The following is a 23,818-nucleotide window of genomic DNA, read 5'->3' on the forward strand; positions in this document are numbered from 1 at the left end:
GCCGCAGACGATCCCGCATCATGATTTTTTATCGTCTGGATTAATAATATCCTCGGCCAGCGATAAGGCCACCCCGGAAAGCATCACTTCCACACCCAGCTTGGTGAAATCGCTTGAGATAAGATTTCTGTTCAGTCCGGCATAGAGCGAGCAGGAGGCTCCCTTTTCAACCACCATGCCGGACAGACGGGTTTCGGTTTCAGTGACAAAAGTGACTTCACCCAACTCTTCGGAGACAACATACCCGGAGCAATTATGCAGCTGCAGATGAGAGTTGCCCGTATAAATGACCACCAGCATGCCGCGGGTGCGTCCCAGAAGAGTCTCCGGATAAATTTCGAGCACTAACACCCGCTTCTCTGTCCGATTGGAAATCTTCAGGCGGAAATGGTCCTTCTCTTGGCCGATTTTTTCAACGCCCAGAACCTCGCCTATTTTCTTCGCATCTTCTTCGGTAAACTTAGCCATCTTGTTTGTCGTCTGTTTTAGACTTCTTCTTCTCTTCCTCTTTCATACTTGTCTTAACTTCATCTTCGGTATCCTTGAGCGCTCTCTTGAATTCACGAATTCCCTTCCCCAATCCATGTGCAATGTCGGGAATCCTCTTGGCGCCAAATATGAGAAGGATTACCAGAAAGATTAAAATTAGCTCCTGCCATCCCATTCCAAACATACCTCCGTCTCCTTAACTTGCTCCGGTTATATATACCACCATCGAAAATATATTATAACCAGTAGAACCGTCAAAACCGACATAAAGTTTATCTTAAACATTACACCAACGGTGAATGATAAGGAATAAAGCTCCACACGGGTGGTTTCAAACCCGATCTGAACCGATTTGGTAAAAAGAGTCTTGGCCGCTCCTTCGGGCAGAAGCGAACCGATCAGATCTCCTACAAACCCGCCGATAATCGCCCCGAGAAGCAGGGCAATTATGATAAATGTTAGTTCACGCCCTTTCAACTTTCACAACCTCGGCAAAATGTTTCTGTATTGAATGGAATAGCCGGAGACCATCGGATGAACCCAGAATATTCTCAACCGCCCGCTCCGGATGCGGCATCATGCCGACTACATTTCCCTCCCCATTGGAAATTCCGGCGATATTGTCCATCGAGCCGTTGGGATTGCTTTCTTCGGTGACATTGCCGGAGGCATCACAATATCGGAAAAGAACCTGATTCCCCTTTCGGAGTGACTCAATATCGGCCTGGAAATTGTAGTAGTTGCCATCCTTATGGGCAATGGGAATTTTGAGCACGTCGCCGACTTTGCAGCCGGAAGTAAAAAGGTTCCGGTTGTTCTCTATCCTCATATAGATATATTTGCAGGCGAAGCGGAGATGGTCGTTCCGCATTAGAGCCCCCGGCAAAAGGCCCGATTCGACCAACACTTGGAATCCGTTGCAGATACCGATAACCATTCCCCCGGAAGCCGCAAATTTCATGACCGACTTCATAATCGGGGAAAATCGGGCAATTGCTCCGGAGCGAAGATAATCTCCGTGGGCAAATCCACCGGGAAGGATAATAACATTGGAGTTCAGAAGGTCGGCCGATTGGTGCCATAGAAATTCGACCTCTTCGCCGATCAGTTTACCCGCCGCGTAGGCATCGTAGTCACAATTGGAGCCGGGAAAAGTCACCACCCCAAATTTCATTTCTGATACTCCACGCGGAATTCTTCAATGACCGGGTTGGCCAGAAGTTTTCGGCAGATTTCGCTGACTTTGGCCTCCATCTGCCCATTATCCCCGGAAAGCTCAAGCTCAAAGAACTTCCCCGATCTAACCGAAGAGACCATATCATACCCCATGTTCAAAATCGCCCGCTGAATTGTCACGCCCTGCGGGTCGAGCACCCCGTTTTTTAGCTTGATATAGACCACGGCTTTTCTATTCATCATCAGTTCTCTCCACTTCCTCCCGGTTGTTTGCCTGGCGCCGCCTGACATAGCCGACGCCAAGATAGAAGAAACGATAAGCTTCGCGAACAAGGCCTATTATAATATATGCGGCAAAAATTGGAAATAGCAAAAGTCGCGGTTTCCAGAGAGCGGCGGCACTGGCTATCAGGATAAAAAGGAGCTTGATTCGGTTTTTGCGGGTATTGAAACGATCCGGCATGGCGTCATATTCGATTTGAGATACCATCAGGGCGGAAAAAAGAATAACCATGGAAACAAGATATTCGCTGTATTCCAGACCGCCCCAGATTTTATAACTGAAAATTACGTATGTCACCAGAGCCATGGCGGCACCGGGAACCGGCAGTCCCAGAAAATCCTTTTTTTCTTCGGTTTGCGCCAGGAGGTTGAAACGAGCCAGGCGGTAAGCGGAAGCCATTATATAAACCACACTTATCACCCATCCCCATTTGCCCATTGAATGCAATTTGACGAGATACATAATGATCGCCGGGGCCACTCCAAAGGAAAGGAAATCAGCCAGAGAATCGAGTTCCACGCCAAATCGGGAACTCGCCCCTGAGAGGCGGGCCACTTTGCCGTCAAGACCATCCAGGAAGCCGGCCAGGATTATCAGCCAGCAGGCGGTCGTTATTTCACCCTCAAAGGCGGAGAGAATGGCCAGAAAGCCGCAGACAACATTCCCCATGGTGAAAGTCCCCGGGAAAATGCCTCTGATGTTGCCGACTTCCATAATTTCTACCTGCTTGTATCCGGAGTTCTCAAACGCCCTATGGCGGTCTCCCCGGCCTTAACTCTGTCACCCGGTTTGACCATGACTTCAATATTATCCGGCAGAAATAACTCGGCCCGGGAACCAAAATGAATCATGCCGAAAACCGCTCCCGCTTGAACACTCTGGTCTTTCGTCAGATGGCAAACAATCCTTCGGGCCAGCACTCCGGCAATCTGCTTGAAAATCATCTTTCCTGATTTATAAACCAATCCAATTTCGGTTTGTTCATTTTCCGTCGAGGCTTTGTCTTCAAAAGCAGCGAAGAACTTGCCGGAATTGTATGTGACATAATCTACCCGTCCCGAAATCGGAATGCGATTGATATGGACATTGAAAACGGACAGAAAGATGGAAATTTTTATCCCCTTTCCTCCGATATAGTCATTTTCGATATTTTGCACCGAAAGCACCCGGCCATCGGCGACCGATAGAATTAGAGCTTCATCATTTGGAATGGTTCGCGGCGGATTGCGATAGAAGTACGTCAGGAAAAGGGTGAGCAAAGCGAGAATCGCGGCCGCTATCAAAAGACCCGGGGAGTCTTTGCCGGCAGCCCAGAGGGCTAACAGAACGGTTATCAGGGCGCCGGCAAGAATGAATTTTAGACCGGGACCGGCTATCACTGTCCGAAGACCCTCCTGAAAATCTTTCCGACATTTTTAAGATAATAGTCGAGGTCAAAACATTCGTCGATGTCGGCCTCGCTCAAATACTGCATGATTTCGCGGTCCTCTTTGAGGAGTTCCCGGAATCCATCAGTCCCTTCATAGGCCTCCATGGCATCTCGCTGCACCAGGAAATAGGCCTTGTCGCGGTTACCGATCACTTCCGTGAGTTTCAGCAGGACTCGCTGCGAGAAGACAATCCCGCCATAGCGATAAATATTCTCCAGCATCCGTTTCTCATTGATAACGATACGGTCAAGAATGTCGTTGAACAGCTTCAGACCGTAATCAACCGCAATAGTACTATCGGGAATGATAATCCGTTCCACGGAGCTATGCGCGATATCCCGTTCATGCCAGAGAGGAATATTCTCCATGGAGGATAGCGCATATCCTCGCAGAAGTCGCGCCAGCCCGGTCAGCCGTTCGGACGTGATCGGATTCCGTTTGTGGGGCATGGCCGAAGAGCCCTTCTGTCCCTTGGCAAAACCTTCCGACATTTCATCAATCTCGGTGCGCTGAAGATTTCTGATTTCGGTCGCAAATTTTTCTATCGAAGAGGCCAGAATAGCCAGGGCGGTGATATAGGCGGCGTGACGATCCCGCTGAATCACCTGCGTGGAGACCGCGGCCGCCTCAAGCCCCAGCAATTTGCATACACGTGCTTCAATTTTGGGATCAATATTGGCGAAATTCCCCACCGCTCCGGAGATGGCTCCTACGGCGACGGTTTCGGCGGCGGCCCTGAATCTCTCGCGACTGCGATTCAACTCGGTATGCCAGACGGCAAACTTCAACCCCAGCGTGGTCGGCTCGGCGATAATGCCGTGGGTCCGCCCGATTATCGGCGTCATCTTATATTGCAATGCCAGTTTCTTAATCTTATCAAGAGCCGAGACAATTTTTCGGTCGATCATCTCCGCCGCTTCTTTCATTTGAAGCGAAAGAGCCGTGTCGAGAACATCCGATGAGGTCATGCCAAAATGGATATATTTGGAATCCGGACCGACAAACTCACTGACCGAAGTAAGAAAAGCAATCATATCATGATTGGTTTCGGATTCGATTTGATTTATTCGCTCAATATCGACAGCAGCCTTTTTCTGAATATTGCGAAATGCCTTCTGCGGGATAAGCCGCATTTCGGCCATCGCCTTGCAGACGGCTAATTCGACCTCAAGCCAGTGCTTGAATTTCGATTGTTCCGACCAGAGTTCCCCCATCTCGGGGAGAGTATAACGTGGAATCATCCCTTATTCACCTTCTGCCAGTCCTCCAAAAATTTCTGCAGACCAATGTCGGTGAGCGGATGCTTTATCAGTTGCTCAATAACCTTAAAAGGCACCGTGGCAACATCAGCGCCCATCATGGCGGCCTCAACGACATGGAGCGGATTGCGCACCGAGGCCACCAGGACTTCCGTGCCAAAGCCATAATTGCCGTAAATCTGGACAATCTGGGCGATCAAATCCATTCCGGTAAGCGAGACATCATCCAGCCGTCCCACAAATGGCGAAACAAAGGTCGCGCCGGCCTTGGCCACCAGAAGCGCCTGCGACGGCGAGAAACAGAGGGTGGCGTTGGTCATTATCCCTTTATCCGAAAGGGTTTTGATAGTTTTGAGACCTTCCTTGATAATAGGGACCTTAATGGTAATGTTCTCGGCAATAGAGGCCAATTCCATGGCCTCCTTGATCATCCCCTCGGTGTCGACCGCCAGCACTTCGGCCGAAACCGGCCCTCTGACAATTTTACAGATTTCAGCCAAAATTTCACGGTAGGGCATTTTTTCTTTGGCCATGAGGGAAGGATTGGTGGTTACGCCATCCAATACACCCATCAAAGCCGCTTCCCTGATTTCATCGAGATTCGCCGTATCAATAAAAAGCTTCATTTATACACCTCATTTCCTGCTGAAAATTGAAATCGCGCCAAATTCCTCATCGAAAAGAGTTTCAAAAACGGAATTTACCGAATCCGTTATATATTGGCAACAATAAAAGGATTTTCCCCGGAGAATCCTAATAACCGACTTCCACCAGATATAACCCTCTGGCAGGGGCAACATTGCCGATCCGGGTATGGTCTTTTGACGCCATAATCTCGCTGAATTCGGCCGGAGCTGAGACCGCCTCTCCCCTGCCGGCCTCGGTCATCATGCCGACCAGCGAGCGAACCATGCTGTGAAGAAATCGATTGGCCCGGATATCATAAATCAAAAGCGAGACTTCCTCATGCCAGGAGCTCTCATAGACTTCACAAGAGTTATCCTCTTTCTGAGAGGCGATGGTACAGAAAGCCGAAAAATCGTGCCGCCCCAGAATGCTTTCCGCGAGACAATTCAGTATCTCGATATTGAGCGGAAAAGGGTATCTCCATCGATAATCAAAGAATAAGGCGGTATTCTGGCGGTCAATGATATATCGATAATGCCGCCAGACCGCCGATTTGCGGGCACGGAACCCTTCCGCTATGGCCACGGATTTGGTAATGCGAATCGTTCGGGGGAGATAGAAATTCAGCGCCTCGCGATATTTTTCCGCAGGCAGATAATGATCAATATGAAAATTCGCCACTTGACCGAGGGCGTGAACGCCCGCATCGGTGCGACCGGCGCCGTGAAGAGCCACTTTCTGAGCGGTGATTATTTCCAGGGCTTTTTCTATTTCTCCCTGGATGGTTATCTCATTCGGCTGATATTGCCAGCCGGCGAAATCTGTTCCTTTATACTGAATATCAAGCCGGATATTTGCCTTCGGCATTTTCAACCCCGCATGATAAGAAATAGAATTGTTACGACCACAACGGCACCCGACATAAAAAGCCAATCAGCGGAGCGGAAACGAAAGATCTTTAAAGAGCTGCGCGGCGCACCACTTATATATCCTCGTGATTCAATGGCGATGGCCAGCTCATCGGCTCTTCGAATGGCCGACTGAAAAACCGGGATGAGCAGGAACAGCAGATTACGCCCCCGTTTCTTGAGTCCTCCCGAAAAATCAACCCCGCGAACCAACTGCGCCTGGCGTATGGTATCCATCTCCTCCGCCAGAACCGGAATGAAACGCATGGCGATAAAGACTATAAGCCCGATGTCATTGACCGGAACCCCGATTTTCTTCAAAGGCTTCAGCCAGCCGACGAGGGTTTCGGCCATCTCGGCCGGCATGGTGGTAAGTGAGATAAAGAAGGCAATTCCCACAAAGAGCAGAATCCTTAAAGAGAAGCTGGCCGCCATCGAAATCCCTCCTCTGGTGAGATTGAATCCGAATATCTGCATGACGGTTTCGGTATCGCGCGCGGAGAAAAGAAGATGATATAATGCGGTAATCAGAACCAAAAAGATGAATGGCTTGCCATTGCGCAAGATTGTTCCCGCGCTGATGTCCGAGAATAAGAGGAGGAGGATTATCCCTGCAATTATCATAAGATAAAAGAGAGCTGAAGTGGTGAACATGGCTACAACCATTACAAAGAGAGCGGCCAAAATCTTCGCCCTTGGGTCAAGCCGATGCCCGAACGAATCAGATGGCTGATACTGGCCGATTATAATGCGACTGATCAATTCCGGTTATACCTTTCTTAAAATTCAATTTAAGCGACTCTCTTTCCTCTGTCAATTGTCCCGGCCAGGATAAAAAAACCCCCCGTTTGGGCCGGGGGGTCTCTTAATGCAATGGATAATGAAACCGGGCTTATTTGAGAAGAACCATCTTCTTGGTTTCCTTATCCGCACCTCTTGAGATTTTATAGAAATAGAGACCGCTGGCCACGCGGTGTCCGGATTGATCGTTTCCATCCCACTCAATATCAAATTCTCCCGGAATCTGCTTCCGGTCGACCAGGGTCCTGATTTCCTGACCCAAAACATTGTAGATTTTTAAAATCGTATTGGGAATAGGAAAGGCGCCGGTGTTCTGAATTGAATACCGAATATGGGTAATGGGATTGAATGGGTTGGGATAGTTCTGTTCCAATACGAAACTTTTCGGGAAGGCGGCAGGATTCCGACCATCACTAATATCCGTGGGAATGGCCCCGAAGAAATTGAGAATATTAGCCATAATCGTATCGCGATTGGAGAACTGTGAAGGCCATTGATTGGTGTTTGAGATGGCCTCATATCCCCACGAGAAAAAGACTACCCGATGGGCCCCGGCATAGCTCAGGGCAGAATAGTTGCTTCCGATAGAAAACTTAAATGCCGGCAGCGCACCGTTCACCGGTATGATTTGCTGAGAGAGACTAAACACTTGCTTGCCGTTGTTGTCATATTTCACTTTTAGTCCCTCACCTATCGGCGAATCGGCAATCCCCAGATGCTGAAAATAGAAGAGGGCTCCTCCAAATCGGGCATGCAGATAATTATCCATGAAGACCGAATCCTCAAGGCGGAGCTCCCCGGCCAGCCCCTGTCCGGTGAGGAATAAGTTGCCCCCGTTATCGAGATATTCTTTCATGGCCGCGATATCGGCCGCCTGCAAATAATCTGTGGCGCTGTCGCCCGTAAACCAGACGACCATATGATAATTATTAAGCACGGCGCCCGGCGGACTGCCAACGGCCTTTTTCTCCCAGACATCGGAGGGAACGCGTTTCTTGTATAGATCGCCAACATACATGGTATCATATCTGGCGCCGCGATCATCATCGACTACCAGAATCTGCGCCCGGCCGACCTGCCGCTCTCTGCCGAATACGGCCTTAAAGGCGCCGCCGTCGGATTCAACCGTGACAAAGAAAGAATCGTAGCGCGGCACAACCGAATCCGGGATGGTGAATACTATCGGGTCGCCGGCGTTATCGACCACGGATCCATCACCATTTATGACAGCCCTGAAAACGGACGGAGTTGTAAAAATAATTCCGGGATCGTCCGCGCTGAGGGTGATTGTAGCATTATGAGCGGTCAGCCAATCATTTCGCAGATTAAAATAGAACATGACCTGTTCACCGGGATCAAAAATACCGTCGGCATTGGCATCCGCAAAAATGGCCGTATCAAGGACAAAATGAGGGCGGGACCAGCTTATATCCAGGTTGGCGGTCACAATTGAATCGGGATCAGAAATATTCCAGACCGAAATCTGGGTGATATCGGGTCCATAATAGCGGCTGCCGGGCGTAGAAAGATCATCAAAAGACCTCTTCCCCAGGGCCCCTGGCCAGGGATCACTGGCATCACCGCGGTTGTTGGTCGCCGTCTCGAGCTGGCGCAAACCGTCGGCCTGTTCCAGAGCGACATGATAAGGTAAACCGGCATTATTGCCATATGGGTCGCCAAATAGTTCATCAACATGATAGATCAGAAGACCATCCCACGGCAAACCGATATCGAAAAGCGTTCGCCGGCGATTCTCAACCAGAAAATATTGTACTGACGACCAACCTTCTTTGGATAGCTTATAGATTACCGGGTTGGTTTCAGCCTGAGGAATCTGGACATTTACCTGGTTGGCCAGAATATCAATCGGATTGGCAAATCCGGCTCTAATTTTGGACCAGGCATCAAGGTGGGCGGGGAACTGAGAACCGCCATTGTAGCTTCCGGTCGCCATCAGCGACCAGTCGCCCAGGCCTTTGGAGACCGCCGGATTATTGTTATCTTCAACGTCATATAGATCGGATAAACCGATAAAATGCCCATATTCATGGCAGAAAACACCAATGGGCGAAATTTTATGCGATAACCCCGATTCCTCCGGCTCCACAGTGAAAGCATTTATGGTGACACCATTCTTCTGAATATAATATGACCCCAGTTCCCATTTGTGAGAGTGAATCAGGGTCGTATCACCGGTTTCCTCGTAGCCGGCACCGGCGTGCACTATGAACAGCCCGTCGACATCTCCATCCGGAAATCCGGGCGGATAAGCGTCATAAGTCGAGAAATCGACCCCGGAGTCGGCCGCCATGTTGACCGCATCGATTGTCAGTTGCTGAGTATTGTTGGGAAATGTTCCCAATCCGAAAGTTCCGGGGGGGCAATAATAGGAATGCGGATGAGGCATGCGGTACCAGCCTTTGATATCCCCCTTGATAAAAAAAGCGCCATAAGAATTCTCAAGATAGTATTCGGTCATGGAACCGGTTGGATTGAGCTTCCCCTCCGAAAAAAGGACCGTATCGAACTGCTTCGGAAGAGCGGCCACGTAGCCCGCAGTGTATGGTTTATCGGAGAAATCAACCAGAATCACCAGAACATTCACGGTATCGGCGGCATTGGTTCCCGCGGCGAGATTACGCTGGAATTTAAATCGCTCGGGAGCATCCACTCCCCGGGCACGGGCGTCTTTGAGCCTGGCGGTGAGAGCATCCAGGGAACCATCAGCTCTCAATTTCTCCATGACTTCTTTGGCAAGAGGAACCGCAGAGGAAACCCCCGCAAGAAAAACCGCCATAACCGCGGTCAGGAATAGTAACAGTAAGCTTCTTCCGATTTTCATTCAGAGACATCCTTTCTCATCTATTACGTCCCTTCCACCCTGTTTTATGTGCCCAGTCAAATCAATTACTTATTTCATCATTAACATTTTCTTGCTGAAGACTGTAGAGCCGCTCTTCAATTGGTAGAAATAGACGCCCGAGGAAACAGAATGACCATTATCGGTTGTACCATCCCAACTGATGGCATGATGTCCCGCGGTCACTCGGCTGTCCAGCAGAGTCGCCACTTTCTCGCCGAGAATATTGAATACCGACAGATTCATAAAAGCCGCTCTCGGGATTTCAAAGGCGATCGTTGTCGACGGATTAAAAGGATTGGGATAATTTTGAGCCAATTCAAATCCTTCCGGGATGGAAACCTCGTTATTCTGCACATCGGTACTGCTGCGATAACGGGCGCGGGCTCGTTGTGCCGCCACCTGAAGGGAACTGACATCGGAGCCGGCCATGAGGGCCAGGGAGATTTCGACCGAATCGAGAGGTTTTATATTGAAGGGTCCGAAATTATGCAAAGTCATCTGATCGCCGATCGTAACGCTATCAATATTCATTCCAACAGTCTTAATATAATCAAATTTCTGCTGCCCCGTAAGAGTAATTTTTTTTGTTCCGTTAAGCAGAGTCAAGATTCCGCTGCAATTGGTAAGGGGAAGAACGCCGATCGCCCTTGACCCGCCCTCCTGAAACAGGAGATTTTCGTCGGCCAGGAATCTCGCCTTATCGCCGAAAGGATTCAGGTCAAAATCGGTCAGATATCCGAAATATAGACCGGTTAGATTCTCGATAGAGTTATTCTTGAGGAAAAACCTGATAATCAGATAATTATCATCTCCGGCAATGGAATAGCTGGCGATGGTCTGCGTGGTGGTAATTGGGATAGGTATCGGTGAGCCGGTATCGACAAACTCCGCGTGACTGCTAAATTCCCCCTCGGAGACAGGCATGCCGGTGGAAAGGGCCAATAAAGGGCTGAAATCGGAGCGATCGGCACGACCAAGGCTATCGCGAATCGCCGATGACAACTGCAGGGCGTTCCGGCCGATGATTATCCCGGCCTCATACAAAAGGTTGTCCGAATTGTCCAGTCGAAATCCGGCGCCGCCTGCATTATAGATGGAATTCGGCCCCAGCCCGAATTGCCCAAAATCGGAGACCGTCATCTGTATCCGCGGTGTAATATGTGTTATCATATTTCCGTTGGCAGCACGGCCGACCGTCAAATCGAGACTGAGAGTATCGGCAGCTTCGCTGAATGGAAATTGAATGCGAAGCGAAAAAGGTATGGTGGCGCCATTAATCAATTGCCGATCGAAACTAATGACATAAGGGACAACATTCATGGAATAAGTAAGTCCCTTTTCAAAGATAAAGAGAGCCCGGTCGGCGCTCACTGTTATGCCGGGGATTGAGCAGGAAATACATCCGCTGACCGAATCGACTGCTCCCGATGGAATATTTAATCTTATGAAGAGATCGAATGTCTCGCCGGGATCGGCAATGCCATCACCACTGATTACTTTTCCCGCCAGATATACTTGCGGAGTGATCGGAATCGGCATATAAAGCAAAGCTCTTTGGGCATCAGGAAGCCCATAGCCATAACTATTATCCTCGCCTGGGGCGCCAAGGTCACGGGCCGAATTTATGATGGCGGTTTTGATTTCGCTGACGGTGGCATTCGGGTTATACTGACGCAGCAGCGCCACCAGTCCGGCAATATAAGGAGCGGCCATCGATGTCCCGCTCATCACGCGATATGTTCCACCCTTATAAGAGGAATATATCGATACCCCGGGCGCGACCACTTCCGGTTTAATTTCCATTGTATCACAACTGGACGGCCCGCGACTCGAAAACTGGGCAATCAGATTGGTGGCATCGTCGAGGGCGCCGACAGCAAAGGCGTTGAGCGGACTGCTCGCACGATTGGCCGGAAGACGAAGCGACCGGGCTGCGGGACCTTCATTACCGGCGGCAAAAATGGTGACTATACCGGCCGCCTCAACGTTATCTATCAGCGCATAAAAGGACTCGTTACAGGGGGGCAGGATAGAGGTCGGGATGCCCCAGCTGTTAAGAATTACATCGGGGACATCATTTGTTGTGGCCGGATTGCCATCGGGGTCAACCGCCCATTGGAAGGCGGCCAGTATATCGGAAATAGTGCGATTTAAAGTCTGTCCCTGGTCGATAACCGCGGCGCTGATCCAATCCGCTTCGGGAGCAACACCGAAACTGTCGGCGGCGGCATTTCCCACCATGAGTCCCATAGTGTGCGTTCCATGACCTATCTTATCATTGGGCAGGGTATCGGTCGATGAGGGGGCAAACCAGGCCGTCGAACGGCCGGAAAAATTCCCCCGCCATTTATCTTTGAGCGCCGGGTGGGTTCCTTCGACACCGGTGTCGAAACTGCAAACCAGTCTCCCTCTCCCCTTCAGACCACGGCTCCAGAGTGCAGGAATATTGAGCGCGGTCAGGTGCGAGGAGACGCTCTGTATCTTGGCAACTATGGGGGTCGATTCGACCGGCTCAATATATTCCACCGGGGCATCCTCAATTACCGCGACGACCCCCGGAATACTGCCAAGCTGAATCAACTGAGACAGAGGGATTCGAAACGAAAGCGCAGGAGCAATCCAATACTCGGTAATTTTCACGGAAGCGTATATCTGCCTGATTCTATTCTTGATGTTGTCAATAAGAGACGCATCGCGGGATTGCAGAGCTCTTATGACCTCACTGTGCCGGCGCTGAAAATCAGTTCCCTGCTCAGAGGCTGCCTTGCTGACCCGCGATGATAGGGCCGAATTATCGACAAATAGAACGACCGCGACGAAAGAATCAGAAACGCTGCCGGCGGCTTTGCTCATCCTCTGATCAAGCGAGGGTGAAAAAGTGGCCGCCCGTGATGTTATGGTGACTAAAAAGAATCCGACCAGACAAAGCAAGAGGTAAGTTGATTTCTTCAGGATAAGCAGCATTGGTTCTCCTCATCTTAAGCCAATAGCCTATCCTGCAATCGATATGCCGCCTCCTCAGGAGCCTTTGATTGCGGAAAATATGGCAGATGATTGCGGTCCCGGTTCGACAAGTCCTGGTTAATATATTAGAACACCAATGGTTACGGGCATAGCATAAATTTTGAACAATATGCAGCGGCGGCGAATCGGACATCTTTACTTTTGCAGCCATATAATCATGCGTGCATATAGGAACTCTTTTGCAGATTATGAGAAGTATTGTTTAATGGATAAATCTGTTATATCTTGGTTCTAAATGTCTGGAAATCTTATAGAGAAGATCAAAAGTTATCCCTTTTGGGCCATTCTAGCGGTCGGTCTGATTGCGCGACTTGTCTTTTTTCTCATTTATCTTTCAAGCCCCGAATGGAATCAGCTTCTGGTTGATTCACTATTCCATGACCGCTGGGCAGCCTCGCTTGCAGCCGGGAACTGGCTGGGCGAGGAGCCTTTTTTCCGTGCCCCCTTGTACATCTATTTGCTCGGCTTATTGTACGCCATTTTCGGCCATTCTCTATTGATCGCCAGAATTTTCGGCCACCTGATCGGCCTTCTCTCCATTTATATGACATACCGCCTTGCCCAGAGATTCTTCGGTACAAGGGCGGCACTGCTGGCCGGACTGCTCCATGCCTTATATCCAATCGCCATATATTTTGAAAGTGAGCTGCTGGTCGAAAGTTTCTTTACATTATTGATTGAATGGTCAATACTCTCCCTTCTCCGGGCCACGGAGCATGATAAATGGAAACGGTATCTTCCGGTCGGCCTGATTTTCGGACTGGCGTCCATCACCCGACCGGTAATTCTCCCATTATTGCCCATTCTGATATTATGGGTTTTCTGGAGCAAGAGGGGATGGAAAAGGGCGGTCGTCCATTCGCTTATCATAGTCGGCATGGTAGTGCTCGTAATTTTACCTGTCGCCCTGAGAAATATTCTGGTCGGTCACGATACGACCCTTATAGCTTCTTCGGGCGGAATAAATTTTTATATCGGCAATAACAGCGCCGCGGATGGTCTTTCGGCAACCATGCCACCACCGCTCGGAGCCAATTGGCAGCTTAGAGATATAAGATATCTGGCCGAGAAAGAAACCGGCCGTTCCCTGAAAGATTCCCGGCTATCGGATTTTTGGTACTGGAAAGGGGTTGGTTGGATTCTATCCCACCAGGGTGAATTTCTGAAGTTATATATTAAGAAGCTTTACTTTTGCTTTAACAATTTTGAGGTCTCAAACAACCGCAACCTTCCCCTTTTCTTCCAAAGCAATCCCGTTCTCCACTCTCTCCCCCTGAATTTTGCCCTCATGTTTTCATTGACCGGTATCTTTCTGTTCCTGACCGGTCTGCGACGACTGTTTTCCCGGCAAATGTTTTTCATTCTAATATTTATCGTCAGTTATTTCCTTCTGATCTCACTGTTTTTCATTAATGCTCGTTTCCGCCTCCCGGTTGTCCCGTTATTCATCATTTTCTCCGGGGCCGCGCTGGCCGAAATTTGGGCTCTGGTCAAGATGCTGAAGCAGGGTTGGCGGTCTTTGTCCGCCGCCGTCCTGATCGCGATTATCATTTATTCTTTCGCCACTTCCAATTGGTATCGGATTGACCGCGCCAATCTCGACAGCGGCCTGTACAATGAAGCTAATTATTACTTCGCCCAGAGGGATTTTGATAAAAGTATTGAGTTGTACCATCAAGTTTTGAAAAATGATCCGAGCTACCCGGAGGCCAATCTCAATCTGGGTGCGGTCTTCTTACGAAAAGGGATGGGTGATTCTGCGGAATATTATTCACAGAGAGAGATTCTATCATTCCCTTCCAGCGCTCGGGGATACAGCAACCTGGCCTCACTCTATTATCTAAGGAATTCTCTTGATACGGCCGCCCAATATGCCGCCCGGGCCATCTCTCTGACATCCTACCTCCCCGAGGCATATCTGGTTATGCTGAGAATACAGGCGGCACGGATTGATACGGCCGATTTCCGCCGCACACTGACCCAAGCCCGGGAAAATCTGGGCGATGAGCCCCGGCTTCTGTTGGAAGCGGGCATCATTTACTCGCAACTGGGGATGCTCCAATTGGCCGAAGAATATTTGAAAATGGCTCTTGTCGCGAAGCGGGCCGCGGCTGAGACCGATGACGATGCTTTTACCTATGGTTCCGGTTCCGAACTGCCGCATATCAGAGCGCAGGCGGCCTATCAGCTGGGTTATCTTTATGGAATCCAGAACCGCCTGGATTTGTCTATAGAAATGAGCCGTCAGGCCGTGGCGATTGATTCAAGTCTGGTCGAGGCTTATGTCAATCTGGTTCAGGGATATCTTCTGCAGGGGAAAAGGGAATCGGCGCATGCCGTAATTGCCGCCGCCCGAAAGAAATTTCCCAATAATGAATTGATAAAAACCGTCGAGGAAAAACTAAAATAAAAAAGGCCGGAGGTGCTTTCGCATCTCCGGCCCGATAGTCGCTTATTTCATCCTATTCGTTAAAAGACGACATACTCGGCAGAAGGCCTTTCTTCTTAAGATCCTGCAACTCGCGGTTAATCCGCCGCAATTGCTCGATATCAACGCCCGCTGGAGCCGAACTTGCCATCTTTCCCGTTGTGACGAATGGCTGAACCGCCAGCCAGTCCATCATCTCATTGAATATCGTCTGTGCCGTCTGTTCGGGAACGGGCAGAAAGGTGAACGAGAAATGAGAAGTACGGAACAGAGGGGTTTCGTAACGGCATGCCACGACTGATCCATCAAACTTCTCCACATTTCCGACCCGGATGTTGCACTTATACTCAATCTTCGGAGAACGTGTTCCATATGCCGATCTATAGAGGTAAAGCGGTTCCGTACCGTACCCCCTCTCAATATAACCAACTTCAGGAAGCGCTCCGCCAGAATCAACCAATATGGAACCATCCGCGCAGCGATACGGGAATTCATAGATTCCTAAACCAGGAGTATTAAGCTTCTTATACCAGAGATAGCGCGTCTCCAAAAGAGTACTATCAAGCCTGATATCGGGCAGGAATGAAGTCATGGAATAGGCCCCGATAAAATCCTCGATGCGGATCTGGCCCGCGGGCCCAAACGGAGTGGGAGATCCCGGCGGCGGGAAATAAACATCAAAGCCGAACCAGGCGGTCCAGTGAATCGCATCGACACCGAAATAGCGCCGGTAGGACTCTGGAGCATCCATTCTCATGGGAATATAATCAGTCGGTGACGACGAGAACGGCCCGCGCACCATGGCCCAGGCGCTCATTCCGGCGCTGATTCCCTTAATTATTTCCAGACCCTCGATAGTGGCTATCTGCAACTGCCTGCTGGGAGTATCCTTGATCAGAATTATTATCTTGTGCTTGAGAACATCGCGCAGACCAACAGAGCCAACTCCCAGGCTGGGAGCATTCTTGAGGTTGCCAATCTGATAATAATCCTGAGTGCACCGAAACCTGGGATAGTCGATTTCAGCGGCCAATACTCCGTTTGTATCATAGATATTAAGCATCGGCAGGATATTGGCCGTGTCAAAAGAGCCGGGTTTCCAATTATTGATAAGTCGTCCATAGACTTCCTTTACCGTGGCGGGAGCAGTAGAGGGAAAGGTGTCATTTTGGCCAGTACCATATTTCATTCCCGGGAATACCGGCCAGTTCATGAAGCCGCGGGATGCATAACCCATCGGGGTGGCATCCAGAACCAGCACGTCACGCTCAAATTTCGGTTCGATGACTGTAAGCCATTTATATTCAGGGACAGGGTCCGGTACCTTGGAATCATCCCGCGCCTGGCACCACAACATAAAATACTCTAGACGAGTAGTGTCCTCGGCCGGCTTAACACTCTGCTTGCCGAAAACATCATAAATATTGGTAGCGGACTCATAGGTCCAGTAGGAGCTGCTTAATGGATCATGCGACTCCGCAGCCACACGATTCAAACTGTCCGTCAGGGAGTCCAACAAGACAAAATTAGACCAATTCCCAATCGGACTTCCGGCCTGTAAGGTATCGACCAGAATGAAGTTGAAGGTGGTATCGACGGTCGTGTCCGGCGGGACGATGGTAGTATCAATAGTCGTGTCGATATCTCTGATCGTCCGATAAAAATCTCCCTTTTTGTAGAAATCACCATACAAATCGACAAAAACGGACTTGACATAGTCATTGTTTATTTTTACCATCTCCGAACTGTCAAAAGGACCATACAACTTCCAATGAAATTCGAAGGGGGGTGCATTGCGAGGATAATCTATCCGGTCTTCACCCTCGAAAGAGACACTCACACCTTCAAGAACACCTGAACTCGACTTGGCATTGACATATGGATCGATGAGTTCATTGGCCGAAATCCTAGTATCCGGGAAGTGATTATTCTTACTGAACTTCCGATAAATGATTCTGGATTTGGCGCCCAGATTATCAATGGCCTGAAGAAAGATACAGGAAGATATGTATCTTCTGACCGGATCTCGGACGTCGGCCGACATCTTAATCCTGTCTTTGGAATTGGGATTTTCCAGCTTGACCGGAAGGACTTTCCAGGGCAGAGAATCATCCGGCCTGGCAGCCAGAAAAGCCTCGGGATCGGGTCCGACAATCGAATCAAGAATCACCGCATACCGGAAAAGCCTGATAAAGCCATCAACATCGGTGCCATACCAGTAGACAGTCGTATCCGAAGAGAACCGCGCACCCTCTACGGGAATGTTGACGAATTCAACAATCGGCGCCTGATTGACGCGCGGGGGACCTTTGATTTCTTTTGTGCATCCGCCCCAGATATATATACCTAATATCAGCGCGGAAATTATCAGCAGACTCCGCTTCATATTATTTCCTCCATTATATTTAAGCCTGATGCCATCATCCTAAAACGCCAGACCGATCGAGAATCTATGAACCTGGGTCAACCAGCCAAAGTCCTGATAAGCATAGTCAACCGAGAGATCCATATCACCGCCTATGGGCAGGCGTAACCCGCCTCCGGCGGTGAATCCGTCGGAGTCATAGTTGAGCCTCTCACCGACACGGAGGCTGAATTTATTCTGAAAGGTGTATTCCAGACCGGCATTATATTTCTCGAGATTGTCCGACGGATGGTTGCCTTCGGCTGAAATCGTCATCGAATGATTGTCATTACTGAGCAGATCGATGGCGGCGCCAAATTTAAAATTGATCGGAAGCGGAAATCCCTTCTCGATGAATTTGAAGTCGGGACCGAAATTAGTGATAACCATGGCGATCTTAAAGTTCCGGTACCCCGAGTTATAACAGGTGCCGACATCAGCGGCCCAGCCGGAAGCGCTTACGGTCTCCAAATTCTCCTGAATATATTTGGCCGTAAACCCCACCGAGAACTTGTCCGTAAGGAATCGACCATAACTGATACCGACCGCCAGATCGCCGGCAGAGAAGTATTGCGCATTGCCGTCATGATCGACGCCGTGAGGATAGGAGTGGTTGGTATAGAGAATATCCCCTGTATTAAGGGAATAAACCCCAACGCCAACAACTCCCCCCACCGCTTCCAGCGGAACGGCCATGGCGAAAAATTCATAATTAATGCCGGACGGCATGGAGATGTGCGTGAACATCGCCTCACGGCCGTACACATAGGTCAGAGCCGCCGGGTTGTAATATATCGCCGATGCATCATTGACCCGGGCGGTAAAAGCGTCTCCCATCCCCATCGCCCTCGCCGAGACTCCCAACTCAAGGAAGTTGAGTCCCGTAGTCCCGACTTTGGCCTGGCTAAAGGCCAGTGACGGCAGGAGCAGAAGCAGCACGCCCAGCAGACTTGGGTAAAATCTATGAAACCTCATTTGCCATTTCTCCTCTATAAAAATCACTCACAATTTTCAGATACTCACCTGGAGACCGAATTTAATCTGTCGTCCATACTGCCAGTTCTGGGGATTGCGGTCGTATTCTGTGCCCCCGGTAACATTATAACCGTCATTCTGGCCGGTATCGGCACGGCCGGTTTCACTGAATACTCCCTGAACGTTTCTGTTGTTGAGCAGGTTGTCAACCCAGACAATGAAGCGCCAGTTGAGCGTCACCAGCTTGAAATATTTCTCGAAGCGAACATCAAAGTTGATCGTGGACGGGCGACGAAGCGAGTTCTCATCGATATCGATTCCCTGTTCCACATTAAGGTTGGGATACTTCTTTCCGGGAGTGAAGGGTCTTCCGCTTTCATAAGAACCCTGAACCGAGAAAGTCCAGCCGTTAGGAATCGGCAGACCGAATAATTTCGGTTTCATGGTTTCAGGGATCACCAACTGGATACCGCATTTCAACGAATGCCGAATATCGTTATCAAGCGGCTTCTCCGAGAGAGATTCACGGCTGAGATAGAAATCGCTGAAATAGGAGGTGCGGGCCTGCGATTGCTTTCCGTAAGCAAAGGCATAAGTATAGTTTACTTCTCCGTTGATCAGGCGGCCGCCCCGTTTGTCAACAGTGACCTCAAATCCTCTACTCCGCCCATAGTCTCGATTCTCATATCTCTGAACCACCAGAGCACCGCCACCCAACCTGATATTGGCGCTGTTGATCTTATCGAATTCGTCTTTAAAATAACCGGAAACGTCAATTGAGTAATCCTCCGACATCGCATATTTGACACCGAAGGAATACTGAATCGTCTTCTCATAATCAAGATTGTAATTGCCGACCACATCGTTGGCCGATGCCGCTGTGGTATTTCTATCATACATAAAAGAATAGGAAGGCAACTGATAGAAATGGCCATAGTTGAAGTGAATCTTGGCCTTATCCGATATCGGGTATGAGAAACCGATACGGGGCGAAAACCTTGTGCGGTCACCGAGAATCAACCCGCTGCCCAGATCATCATTGGCCGCCACACTATCCAAACCATTGGTCTGAATAAAGAAATCGTAACGGAAACCGAGGCTGGCAATCATGGAACCGTACTCAAGGTTATCTCTCAGATAAACTGAGCCGTTGAGGGGCCGATAGTCATAGAAATCCCGCAACTCGCCGATACCGGGATAAAGCCCGGCGTCGGAGCGACCGGTATAGGGCTGTTCCAGCGAACGGATATCCTGCTTCACCAGATACTCTTTCCTTAACTCCGCACCGGCTTTAATTTCGTGAGCGCCCAGCTGGCGGAAAAGGCGACCCTCCAGAACATATTGCTCAACACTGCGACGATGCCAGACCGTCTCATTTTGATAACTACCTACATTTAAAAAGTTCTGGGTACCGCCATAATCATAGCGGCCGTTCCCGTTAGGGTCAGTGAAAGGCTCGCCCACGTCATATCTCTGGTTCGGCGGGTCATAAATACCATTACCATTTCGATCGATGAAAGGTATTCCCGGTGTCCAGCGTTCAAGCGGGTATGTATATCGGGAATTCCGGTCGAGGTCCTGATTAGCAGCAGTATCTCGGGACATGACAAAAATGTCAATTCCCGGATCATAAAAACCGTTATTGTTGACATCGGTAAACGGTTCCCCGAGGTTGACATCACCATCAAGGTAAGGTTCCGGATCATGGGCATCAATCACATCCCGGCGGTCCGCATCATAACGGCCGTCACCATCGGTATCATAGAGATAATCCCCTCGATCCCATTGCCCGTTGCCGTTAAGGTCAATATATGGCTCGCCTTCCAGCCCGCCGCCGCGAGACCCATCATTAAACCTGAAATTGGTCATGTAGTTATATCCGGCCTGAGCGTTATTAAGAAAAGGAAAATTACCGTATGTATATGCCGGGGCGGCAAGATCCCTTCCGTAAATCATCGTGTCCGGGAAAATATTGATAACCGGCTCGGGAGGATCATATACGCCATTGCGGTTGCGGTCATCATAACCCTCGAACTGATAGTAGCGCAGGAACTGATCGGGATTAAGACCCTTGCCCGGATTATTGGGATCACCCGGTTTGTACTGAACTTCCCGGTTATAATAAGATGCTTTCAGGTAGTAATGCATGTTCTTGGATAGCTGATGAGTCATTTCCACTGCATATGACTGCCACTTGGTCTCATTAATCGGGGCCGTATTGGGAGAATAGCGATATTGCCAGTCAAAAAGAGTATTGCGATTTACGCTCGATTTGTAGGAGAAAATCATCTTCATATTATTGAGCGGTTTCATCATGACATTGGCATTGATGCTATAATCATTAACCTGCCGTTCCGGCAACTCTATGCCGAAGAGATTGAATGCACGATACTTCTTGGCCGCAATCGGCGTTGCATATTTGTCATAGGGATAGGCGGTTCCGCTCTTGGTCATTTCCGCATAGAAGAAGTAAGTGACCTCTTTATCCTGGAGGAAATTCAATTTCAGGGCCGGCAAAATCTTGCTTTTCAGAATCGGATCCGGGCCGCTGAGGGTGAAATAGATATTGTCATAATTGCGGGAGTACTTATTCATCGTCGAATTCCCGAAATCGTCGGTCACAAACTGCATGGTCATATTGGTTTTGTCCGCGGCGCCGGTCTGAGTCGTAATCTTCACGATACCAGAGAGGGCATTACCGTATTCCGGGTCAAAACCGTCTTTAATTATACTGATTTCCTGAATGGAGCCGGAAGTCAGCGACAGACCGAAAGAGGTCGGGCCATAGCCGCCAAGCGGGTCGCCAATAGTAACACCGTCAACCACATAGGCCACCTCGCCGACACGACCGCCGCGGATAATAATTTCACCCTGGGAAGTGGTTACGACACCGGCCGTCTGCTGCAACAACTGGTCGACATTCTGGACCGGCATGGTCTGGATGGTTTCACGCGTTATTTTGACCATGTTGGTGGTCGTGTATTTGTCAATAACATCGCGGTCGGCGGTCACCCTAATGATTGTGTGGAGATCCGTAACCGCCTTGGTCATCTGAACATTGATTTCCGTGGTGAGGTCGGTAGATACGTTCACCTCGGAAACCTCAACTGTGCTATAGTTAATCGATGTGATTTTCAGAATATATTTTTGGGGCGGAACCAGGTTGATGAGATATTTTCCATTGGGATCGGTCATTGCACCCTGAGAAGTTCCGGTAAGCAAAACCGAAGCGCCAGGAATTGGTTCACCTGTCTCCTTATCCGTTACGACTCCCTTGATCTTGCCATTGCCTCCGGCAAGAACGAGAGATGTTGAAATCAGCAATACGGACAAAATCGCCGCCCAAAATAATAACTTCCTGGGCAATCCTGTCATTTTCCTGTCCTCCTCAACTCTATTACTCGTTAACTTTTTTTTCATCATTCTTCCCACTGTATCTATATCTATCGAGATAATCATTTCCTTTCGTTTTATCCATCAAATGGGGAAAGAGACGGAATGTGAGGAATTTTCCCGCCCTGCGCGTCACTCCCTCCAGGGTTGTCGCAAACTTCCCATACCTCTAAAAATCTCTCATAGGCTTATAAAATACCTACCAATCATCCTGCAAGTCAAGCGATTTTTTCCTTTTTTCCCGCTACCTCATCCGACACCTTACTGCTCTCAACTGTAAAGACTTGCGAATCGGGAAATCCGTTTAGAAAATTCCTCTTCGTGATAAAGAATTTTGCTGAAGATTCCTCCGCAAAACATCAATTTCCTGCTGATGCCGAGGGGAAACAGCCATAGGCACAAAGGCCAACCCGAATATTGAAGAAAAAACTCCTGGTAACACTGCCCGGAAATCTTCGATAGAATATTTTCGCATCGGATTGCCGGGCCTGATCGCTTCATCCGCCCGGGGCCTCTGCCCTATCGCAGGAAACGGCTGAATACCATTAACCTTGAGCGATCCCTGATGGATCAGAGAAGAGCCTATGCGACGCTGGGCGCCGCCCGCGATTTTCCTGCCATCTGCAATAATCTCCTACTTAGATAGGGAATTGAAACAGGACTTATCTGCAGAATTTCCGGCCATCCTGAAGCTCCGGTCGGAATGCTGGGCCCAGGAGGCCGTAATTCCAACCTCCCTGAATGATTCCACAACTGCCAGGGAAATCAGCGCATTGGTTTGAGAAAGACCCTGTAAAGTCTCCGGCAATGCCTCCAGTCGGGCACAGAAACTGAAAGTAATCTCATAAGGGTCATGAAAAATGGCCCGTCCTCCGGTTATTCTTCTGATAACAGGCAGGTTTGAATCAATCTGAGACCAATCCACCGCGCGAGCCGAATCCTGGTTGTAACCTATTGTGATTGCTGGGCTTGCCCATGTATAAAGACGAAGCGCGGCAGGCAGGTAAGGCCCCGAATCAGCCATGGCTCCAAACAGCCATTCATCAATGGCCATATTCAAATAAGGGTCGCAATTCGGTGTACACCAGAATCCCGCGGATTGTGACATATCATCCTTTCAAGACACCAAAGAATATAAGCATACCTTTCAGCGTGTCAATAAATCGAGATTGCATATTCCCCAATATTGCTAATTAAGCCCTTGAGTGCACTTGTTTTGTCTTGCCAAGCAGCCCATTCATATTGTACTTTTCGAGTCATGAGTAAAAATCATGGCTGGACTCCCACCGGAAAAATCAAACTGGCAATTATTGCCCTCCTTTTCCTGGTTGCCTTTGGCACCTCCGGTTTCATTCTCGTTGAGAGAATGGGGCTTTTGGAGAGTCTTTATATGACGGTCATCACCATGTCGACCGTCGGATTCGGCGAGGTAAGTCCGCTTCATCCGGGCGGACGGGTTTTCGTCATCTTTCTCATTGTGGCCAGCGTCGTCACCGTCACCTTTGCGGGGTCGGCCATAGGGCAGTTCATCCTGGAAGGCCAGCTTCGCAACATTTTGGGGAGAAGAAAAATGGATACCAAAATAAAAAATCTGAGTAATCACTACGTCATTGCCGGTTTCGGCCGGGTGGGGCGTAAAGTCGCTGAGGAATACACCCGGCGAAAAGTCCCCTTTGTCGTAATAGAGAATAATCCGACCGTTATCGGCGAATTGGAGAAAGAGAGTCTCTTATATATTAATGGTCCGGCAACCGAGGA

19 protein-coding genes and 1 pseudogene are annotated in these 23,818 nt (G+C 49.4%); 2 read left to right on the forward strand and 18 right to left on the reverse strand.

The window, feature by feature from the left end:
- Positions 1–18 precede the first annotated feature (18 nt).
- The 14 genes and pseudogenes from NT002_06510 to NT002_06575 form a co-directional block, all read right to left on the reverse strand.
- Positions 19–468 (reverse strand): hypothetical protein, encoded by a 450-nt coding sequence (locus NT002_06510; GenBank protein ID MCX6828921.1) that lies wholly within the window; start codon positions 466–468, stop codon positions 19–21.
- Positions 461–673: a twin-arginine translocase TatA/TatE family subunit gene (gene tatA / locus NT002_06515; protein MCX6828922.1), complete on the reverse strand. Its 213-nt coding sequence runs from the start codon at positions 671–673 to the stop codon at positions 461–463. Before tatA ends, NT002_06510 begins: the two co-directional genes overlap by 8 nt.
- Positions 674–699: 26 nt before the next feature.
- A complete protein-coding gene (locus tag NT002_06520; GenBank protein MCX6828923.1) occupies positions 700–966 on the reverse strand; it encodes a DUF4321 domain-containing protein in 267 nt (88 codons plus the stop codon).
- Positions 953–1,663: a phosphoribosylformylglycinamidine synthase subunit PurQ gene (purQ, locus tag NT002_06525; GenBank protein MCX6828924.1), complete on the reverse strand. Its 711-nt coding sequence runs from the start codon at positions 1,661–1,663 to the stop codon at positions 953–955. The genes NT002_06520 and purQ overlap by 14 nt, the downstream gene beginning before the upstream one ends.
- On the reverse strand, positions 1,660–1,908 hold the full coding sequence (gene purS / locus NT002_06530) for a phosphoribosylformylglycinamidine synthase subunit PurS (GenBank protein ID MCX6828925.1): 249 nt from the start codon (positions 1,906–1,908) through the stop codon (positions 1,660–1,662). Before purS ends, purQ begins: the two co-directional genes overlap by 4 nt.
- A complete protein-coding gene (gene pssA / locus NT002_06535; GenBank protein ID MCX6828926.1) occupies positions 1,898–2,662 on the reverse strand; it encodes a CDP-diacylglycerol--serine O-phosphatidyltransferase in 765 nt (254 codons plus the stop codon). Before pssA ends, purS begins: the two co-directional genes overlap by 11 nt.
- Before the next feature lie 5 nt (positions 2,663–2,667).
- Positions 2,668–3,327 carry a phosphatidylserine decarboxylase family protein gene (locus NT002_06540; protein MCX6828927.1) on the reverse strand — a complete coding sequence of 220 codons (660 nt, stop codon included), beginning with the start codon at positions 3,325–3,327 and terminating at the stop codon, positions 2,668–2,670.
- The gene (gene purB / locus NT002_06545) at positions 3,324–4,619 is read right to left on the reverse strand and encodes an adenylosuccinate lyase (protein ID MCX6828928.1); all 1,296 of its coding nucleotides are present in this window, start codon (positions 4,617–4,619) and stop codon (positions 3,324–3,326) included. Before purB ends, NT002_06540 begins: the two co-directional genes overlap by 4 nt.
- Complete coding sequence (gene fsa / locus NT002_06550; GenBank protein ID MCX6828929.1) at positions 4,616–5,263, reverse strand: fructose-6-phosphate aldolase; 648 nt, start codon at positions 5,261–5,263, stop codon at positions 4,616–4,618. The genes purB and fsa overlap by 4 nt, the downstream gene beginning before the upstream one ends.
- 127 nt (positions 5,264–5,390) lie before the next feature.
- On the reverse strand, positions 5,391–6,131 hold the full coding sequence (gene truA / locus NT002_06555) for a tRNA pseudouridine(38-40) synthase TruA (protein ID MCX6828930.1): 741 nt from the start codon (positions 6,129–6,131) through the stop codon (positions 5,391–5,393).
- A 2-nt stretch (positions 6,132–6,133) separates the two neighbouring features.
- Positions 6,134–6,934: an energy-coupling factor transporter transmembrane component T gene (locus NT002_06560; protein ID MCX6828931.1), complete on the reverse strand. Its 801-nt coding sequence runs from the start codon at positions 6,932–6,934 to the stop codon at positions 6,134–6,136.
- A 130-nt stretch (positions 6,935–7,064) separates the two neighbouring features.
- Positions 7,065–9,815 carry a M6 family metalloprotease domain-containing protein gene (locus tag NT002_06565; GenBank protein MCX6828932.1) on the reverse strand — a complete coding sequence of 917 codons (2,751 nt, stop codon included), beginning with the start codon at positions 9,813–9,815 and terminating at the stop codon, positions 7,065–7,067.
- 69 nt (positions 9,816–9,884) lie between these two features.
- Positions 9,885–10,265: a T9SS type A sorting domain-containing protein gene (locus NT002_06570; protein ID MCX6828933.1), complete on the reverse strand. Its 381-nt coding sequence runs from the start codon at positions 10,263–10,265 to the stop codon at positions 9,885–9,887.
- A gap of 1,152 nt (positions 10,266–11,417) precedes the next feature.
- Positions 11,418–12,689 (reverse strand): annotated as a pseudogene (locus tag NT002_06575) (S8 family serine peptidase).
- A gap of 406 nt (positions 12,690–13,095) precedes the next feature.
- Here NT002_06575 and NT002_06580 point away from each other — a divergent pair.
- Complete coding sequence (locus NT002_06580) at positions 13,096–15,270, forward strand: glycosyltransferase family 39 protein (protein MCX6828934.1); 2,175 nt, start codon at positions 13,096–13,098, stop codon at positions 15,268–15,270.
- Between the two features lie 52 nt (positions 15,271–15,322).
- Here the strand turns inward: NT002_06580 and NT002_06585 are convergent, their stop codons facing one another.
- From NT002_06585 to NT002_06600, 4 genes are all read right to left on the reverse strand, one after another.
- Positions 15,323–17,674, reverse strand: a complete 2,352-nt coding sequence (locus NT002_06585) for a hypothetical protein (protein ID MCX6828935.1) — start codon at positions 17,672–17,674, stop codon at positions 15,323–15,325.
- A 39-nt stretch (positions 17,675–17,713) separates the two neighbouring features.
- Positions 17,714–18,667 carry a PorV/PorQ family protein gene (locus NT002_06590; GenBank protein MCX6828936.1) on the reverse strand — a complete coding sequence of 318 codons (954 nt, stop codon included), beginning with the start codon at positions 18,665–18,667 and terminating at the stop codon, positions 17,714–17,716.
- 36 nt (positions 18,668–18,703) lie between these two features.
- A complete protein-coding gene (locus NT002_06595; GenBank protein MCX6828937.1) occupies positions 18,704–22,042 on the reverse strand; it encodes a TonB-dependent receptor in 3,339 nt (1,112 codons plus the stop codon).
- Positions 22,043–22,694: 652 nt separating this feature from the next.
- Positions 22,695–23,168 carry a hypothetical protein gene (locus NT002_06600; protein ID MCX6828938.1) on the reverse strand — a complete coding sequence of 158 codons (474 nt, stop codon included), beginning with the start codon at positions 23,166–23,168 and terminating at the stop codon, positions 22,695–22,697.
- A gap of 150 nt (positions 23,169–23,318) precedes the next feature.
- Here NT002_06600 and NT002_06605 point away from each other — a divergent pair.
- The coding region (locus NT002_06605; protein MCX6828939.1) for a potassium channel family protein at positions 23,319–23,818 on the forward strand (500 nt) is incomplete at its 3' end.

The sequence above is a fragment of the Candidatus Zixiibacteriota bacterium genome (assembly GCA_026397505.1).
In the GTDB taxonomy this organism is placed as follows: domain Bacteria; phylum Zixibacteria; class MSB-5A5; order GN15; family PGXB01; genus JAPLUR01.

What these genes read in the sequence shown, in the direction of transcription:
- NT002_06510 (MCX6828921.1), bottom strand. Translation starts at nt 468, where the DNA reads ATGGCTAAGTTTACCGAAGAAGATGCGAAGAAAATAGGCGAGGTTCTG.
- tatA (MCX6828922.1), bottom strand. Translation starts at nt 673, where the DNA reads ATGTTTGGAATGGGATGGCAGGAGCTAATTTTAATCTTTCTGGTAATC.
- purQ (MCX6828924.1), bottom strand. Translation starts at nt 1,663, where the DNA reads ATGAAATTTGGGGTGGTGACTTTTCCCGGCTCCAATTGTGACTACGAT.
- purS (MCX6828925.1), bottom strand. Translation starts at nt 1,908, where the DNA reads ATGATGAATAGAAAAGCCGTGGTCTATATCAAGCTAAAAAACGGGGTG.
- pssA (MCX6828926.1), bottom strand. Translation starts at nt 2,662, where the DNA reads ATGGAAGTCGGCAACATCAGAGGCATTTTCCCGGGGACTTTCACCATG.
- purB (MCX6828928.1), bottom strand. Translation starts at nt 4,619, where the DNA reads ATGATTCCACGTTATACTCTCCCCGAGATGGGGGAACTCTGGTCGGAA.
- fsa (MCX6828929.1), bottom strand. Translation starts at nt 5,263, where the DNA reads ATGAAGCTTTTTATTGATACGGCGAATCTCGATGAAATCAGGGAAGCG.
- truA (MCX6828930.1), bottom strand. Translation starts at nt 6,131, where the DNA reads ATGCCGAAGGCAAATATCCGGCTTGATATTCAGTATAAAGGAACAGAT.
- NT002_06565 (MCX6828932.1), bottom strand. Translation starts at nt 9,815, where the DNA reads ATGAAAATCGGAAGAAGCTTACTGTTACTATTCCTGACCGCGGTTATG.
- NT002_06570 (MCX6828933.1), bottom strand. Translation starts at nt 10,265, where the DNA reads ATGGCCGGCTCCGATGTCAGTTCCCTTCAGGTGGCGGCACAACGAGCC.
- NT002_06580 (MCX6828934.1), top strand. Translation starts at nt 13,096, where the DNA reads ATGTCTGGAAATCTTATAGAGAAGATCAAAAGTTATCCCTTTTGGGCC.
- NT002_06585 (MCX6828935.1), bottom strand. Translation starts at nt 17,674, where the DNA reads ATGAAGCGGAGTCTGCTGATAATTTCCGCGCTGATATTAGGTATATAT.
- NT002_06590 (MCX6828936.1), bottom strand. Translation starts at nt 18,667, where the DNA reads ATGAGGTTTCATAGATTTTACCCAAGTCTGCTGGGCGTGCTGCTTCTG.
- NT002_06595 (MCX6828937.1), bottom strand. Translation starts at nt 22,042, where the DNA reads ATGACAGGATTGCCCAGGAAGTTATTATTTTGGGCGGCGATTTTGTCC.
- NT002_06600 (MCX6828938.1), bottom strand. Translation starts at nt 23,168, where the DNA reads ATGTCACAATCCGCGGGATTCTGGTGTACACCGAATTGCGACCCTTAT.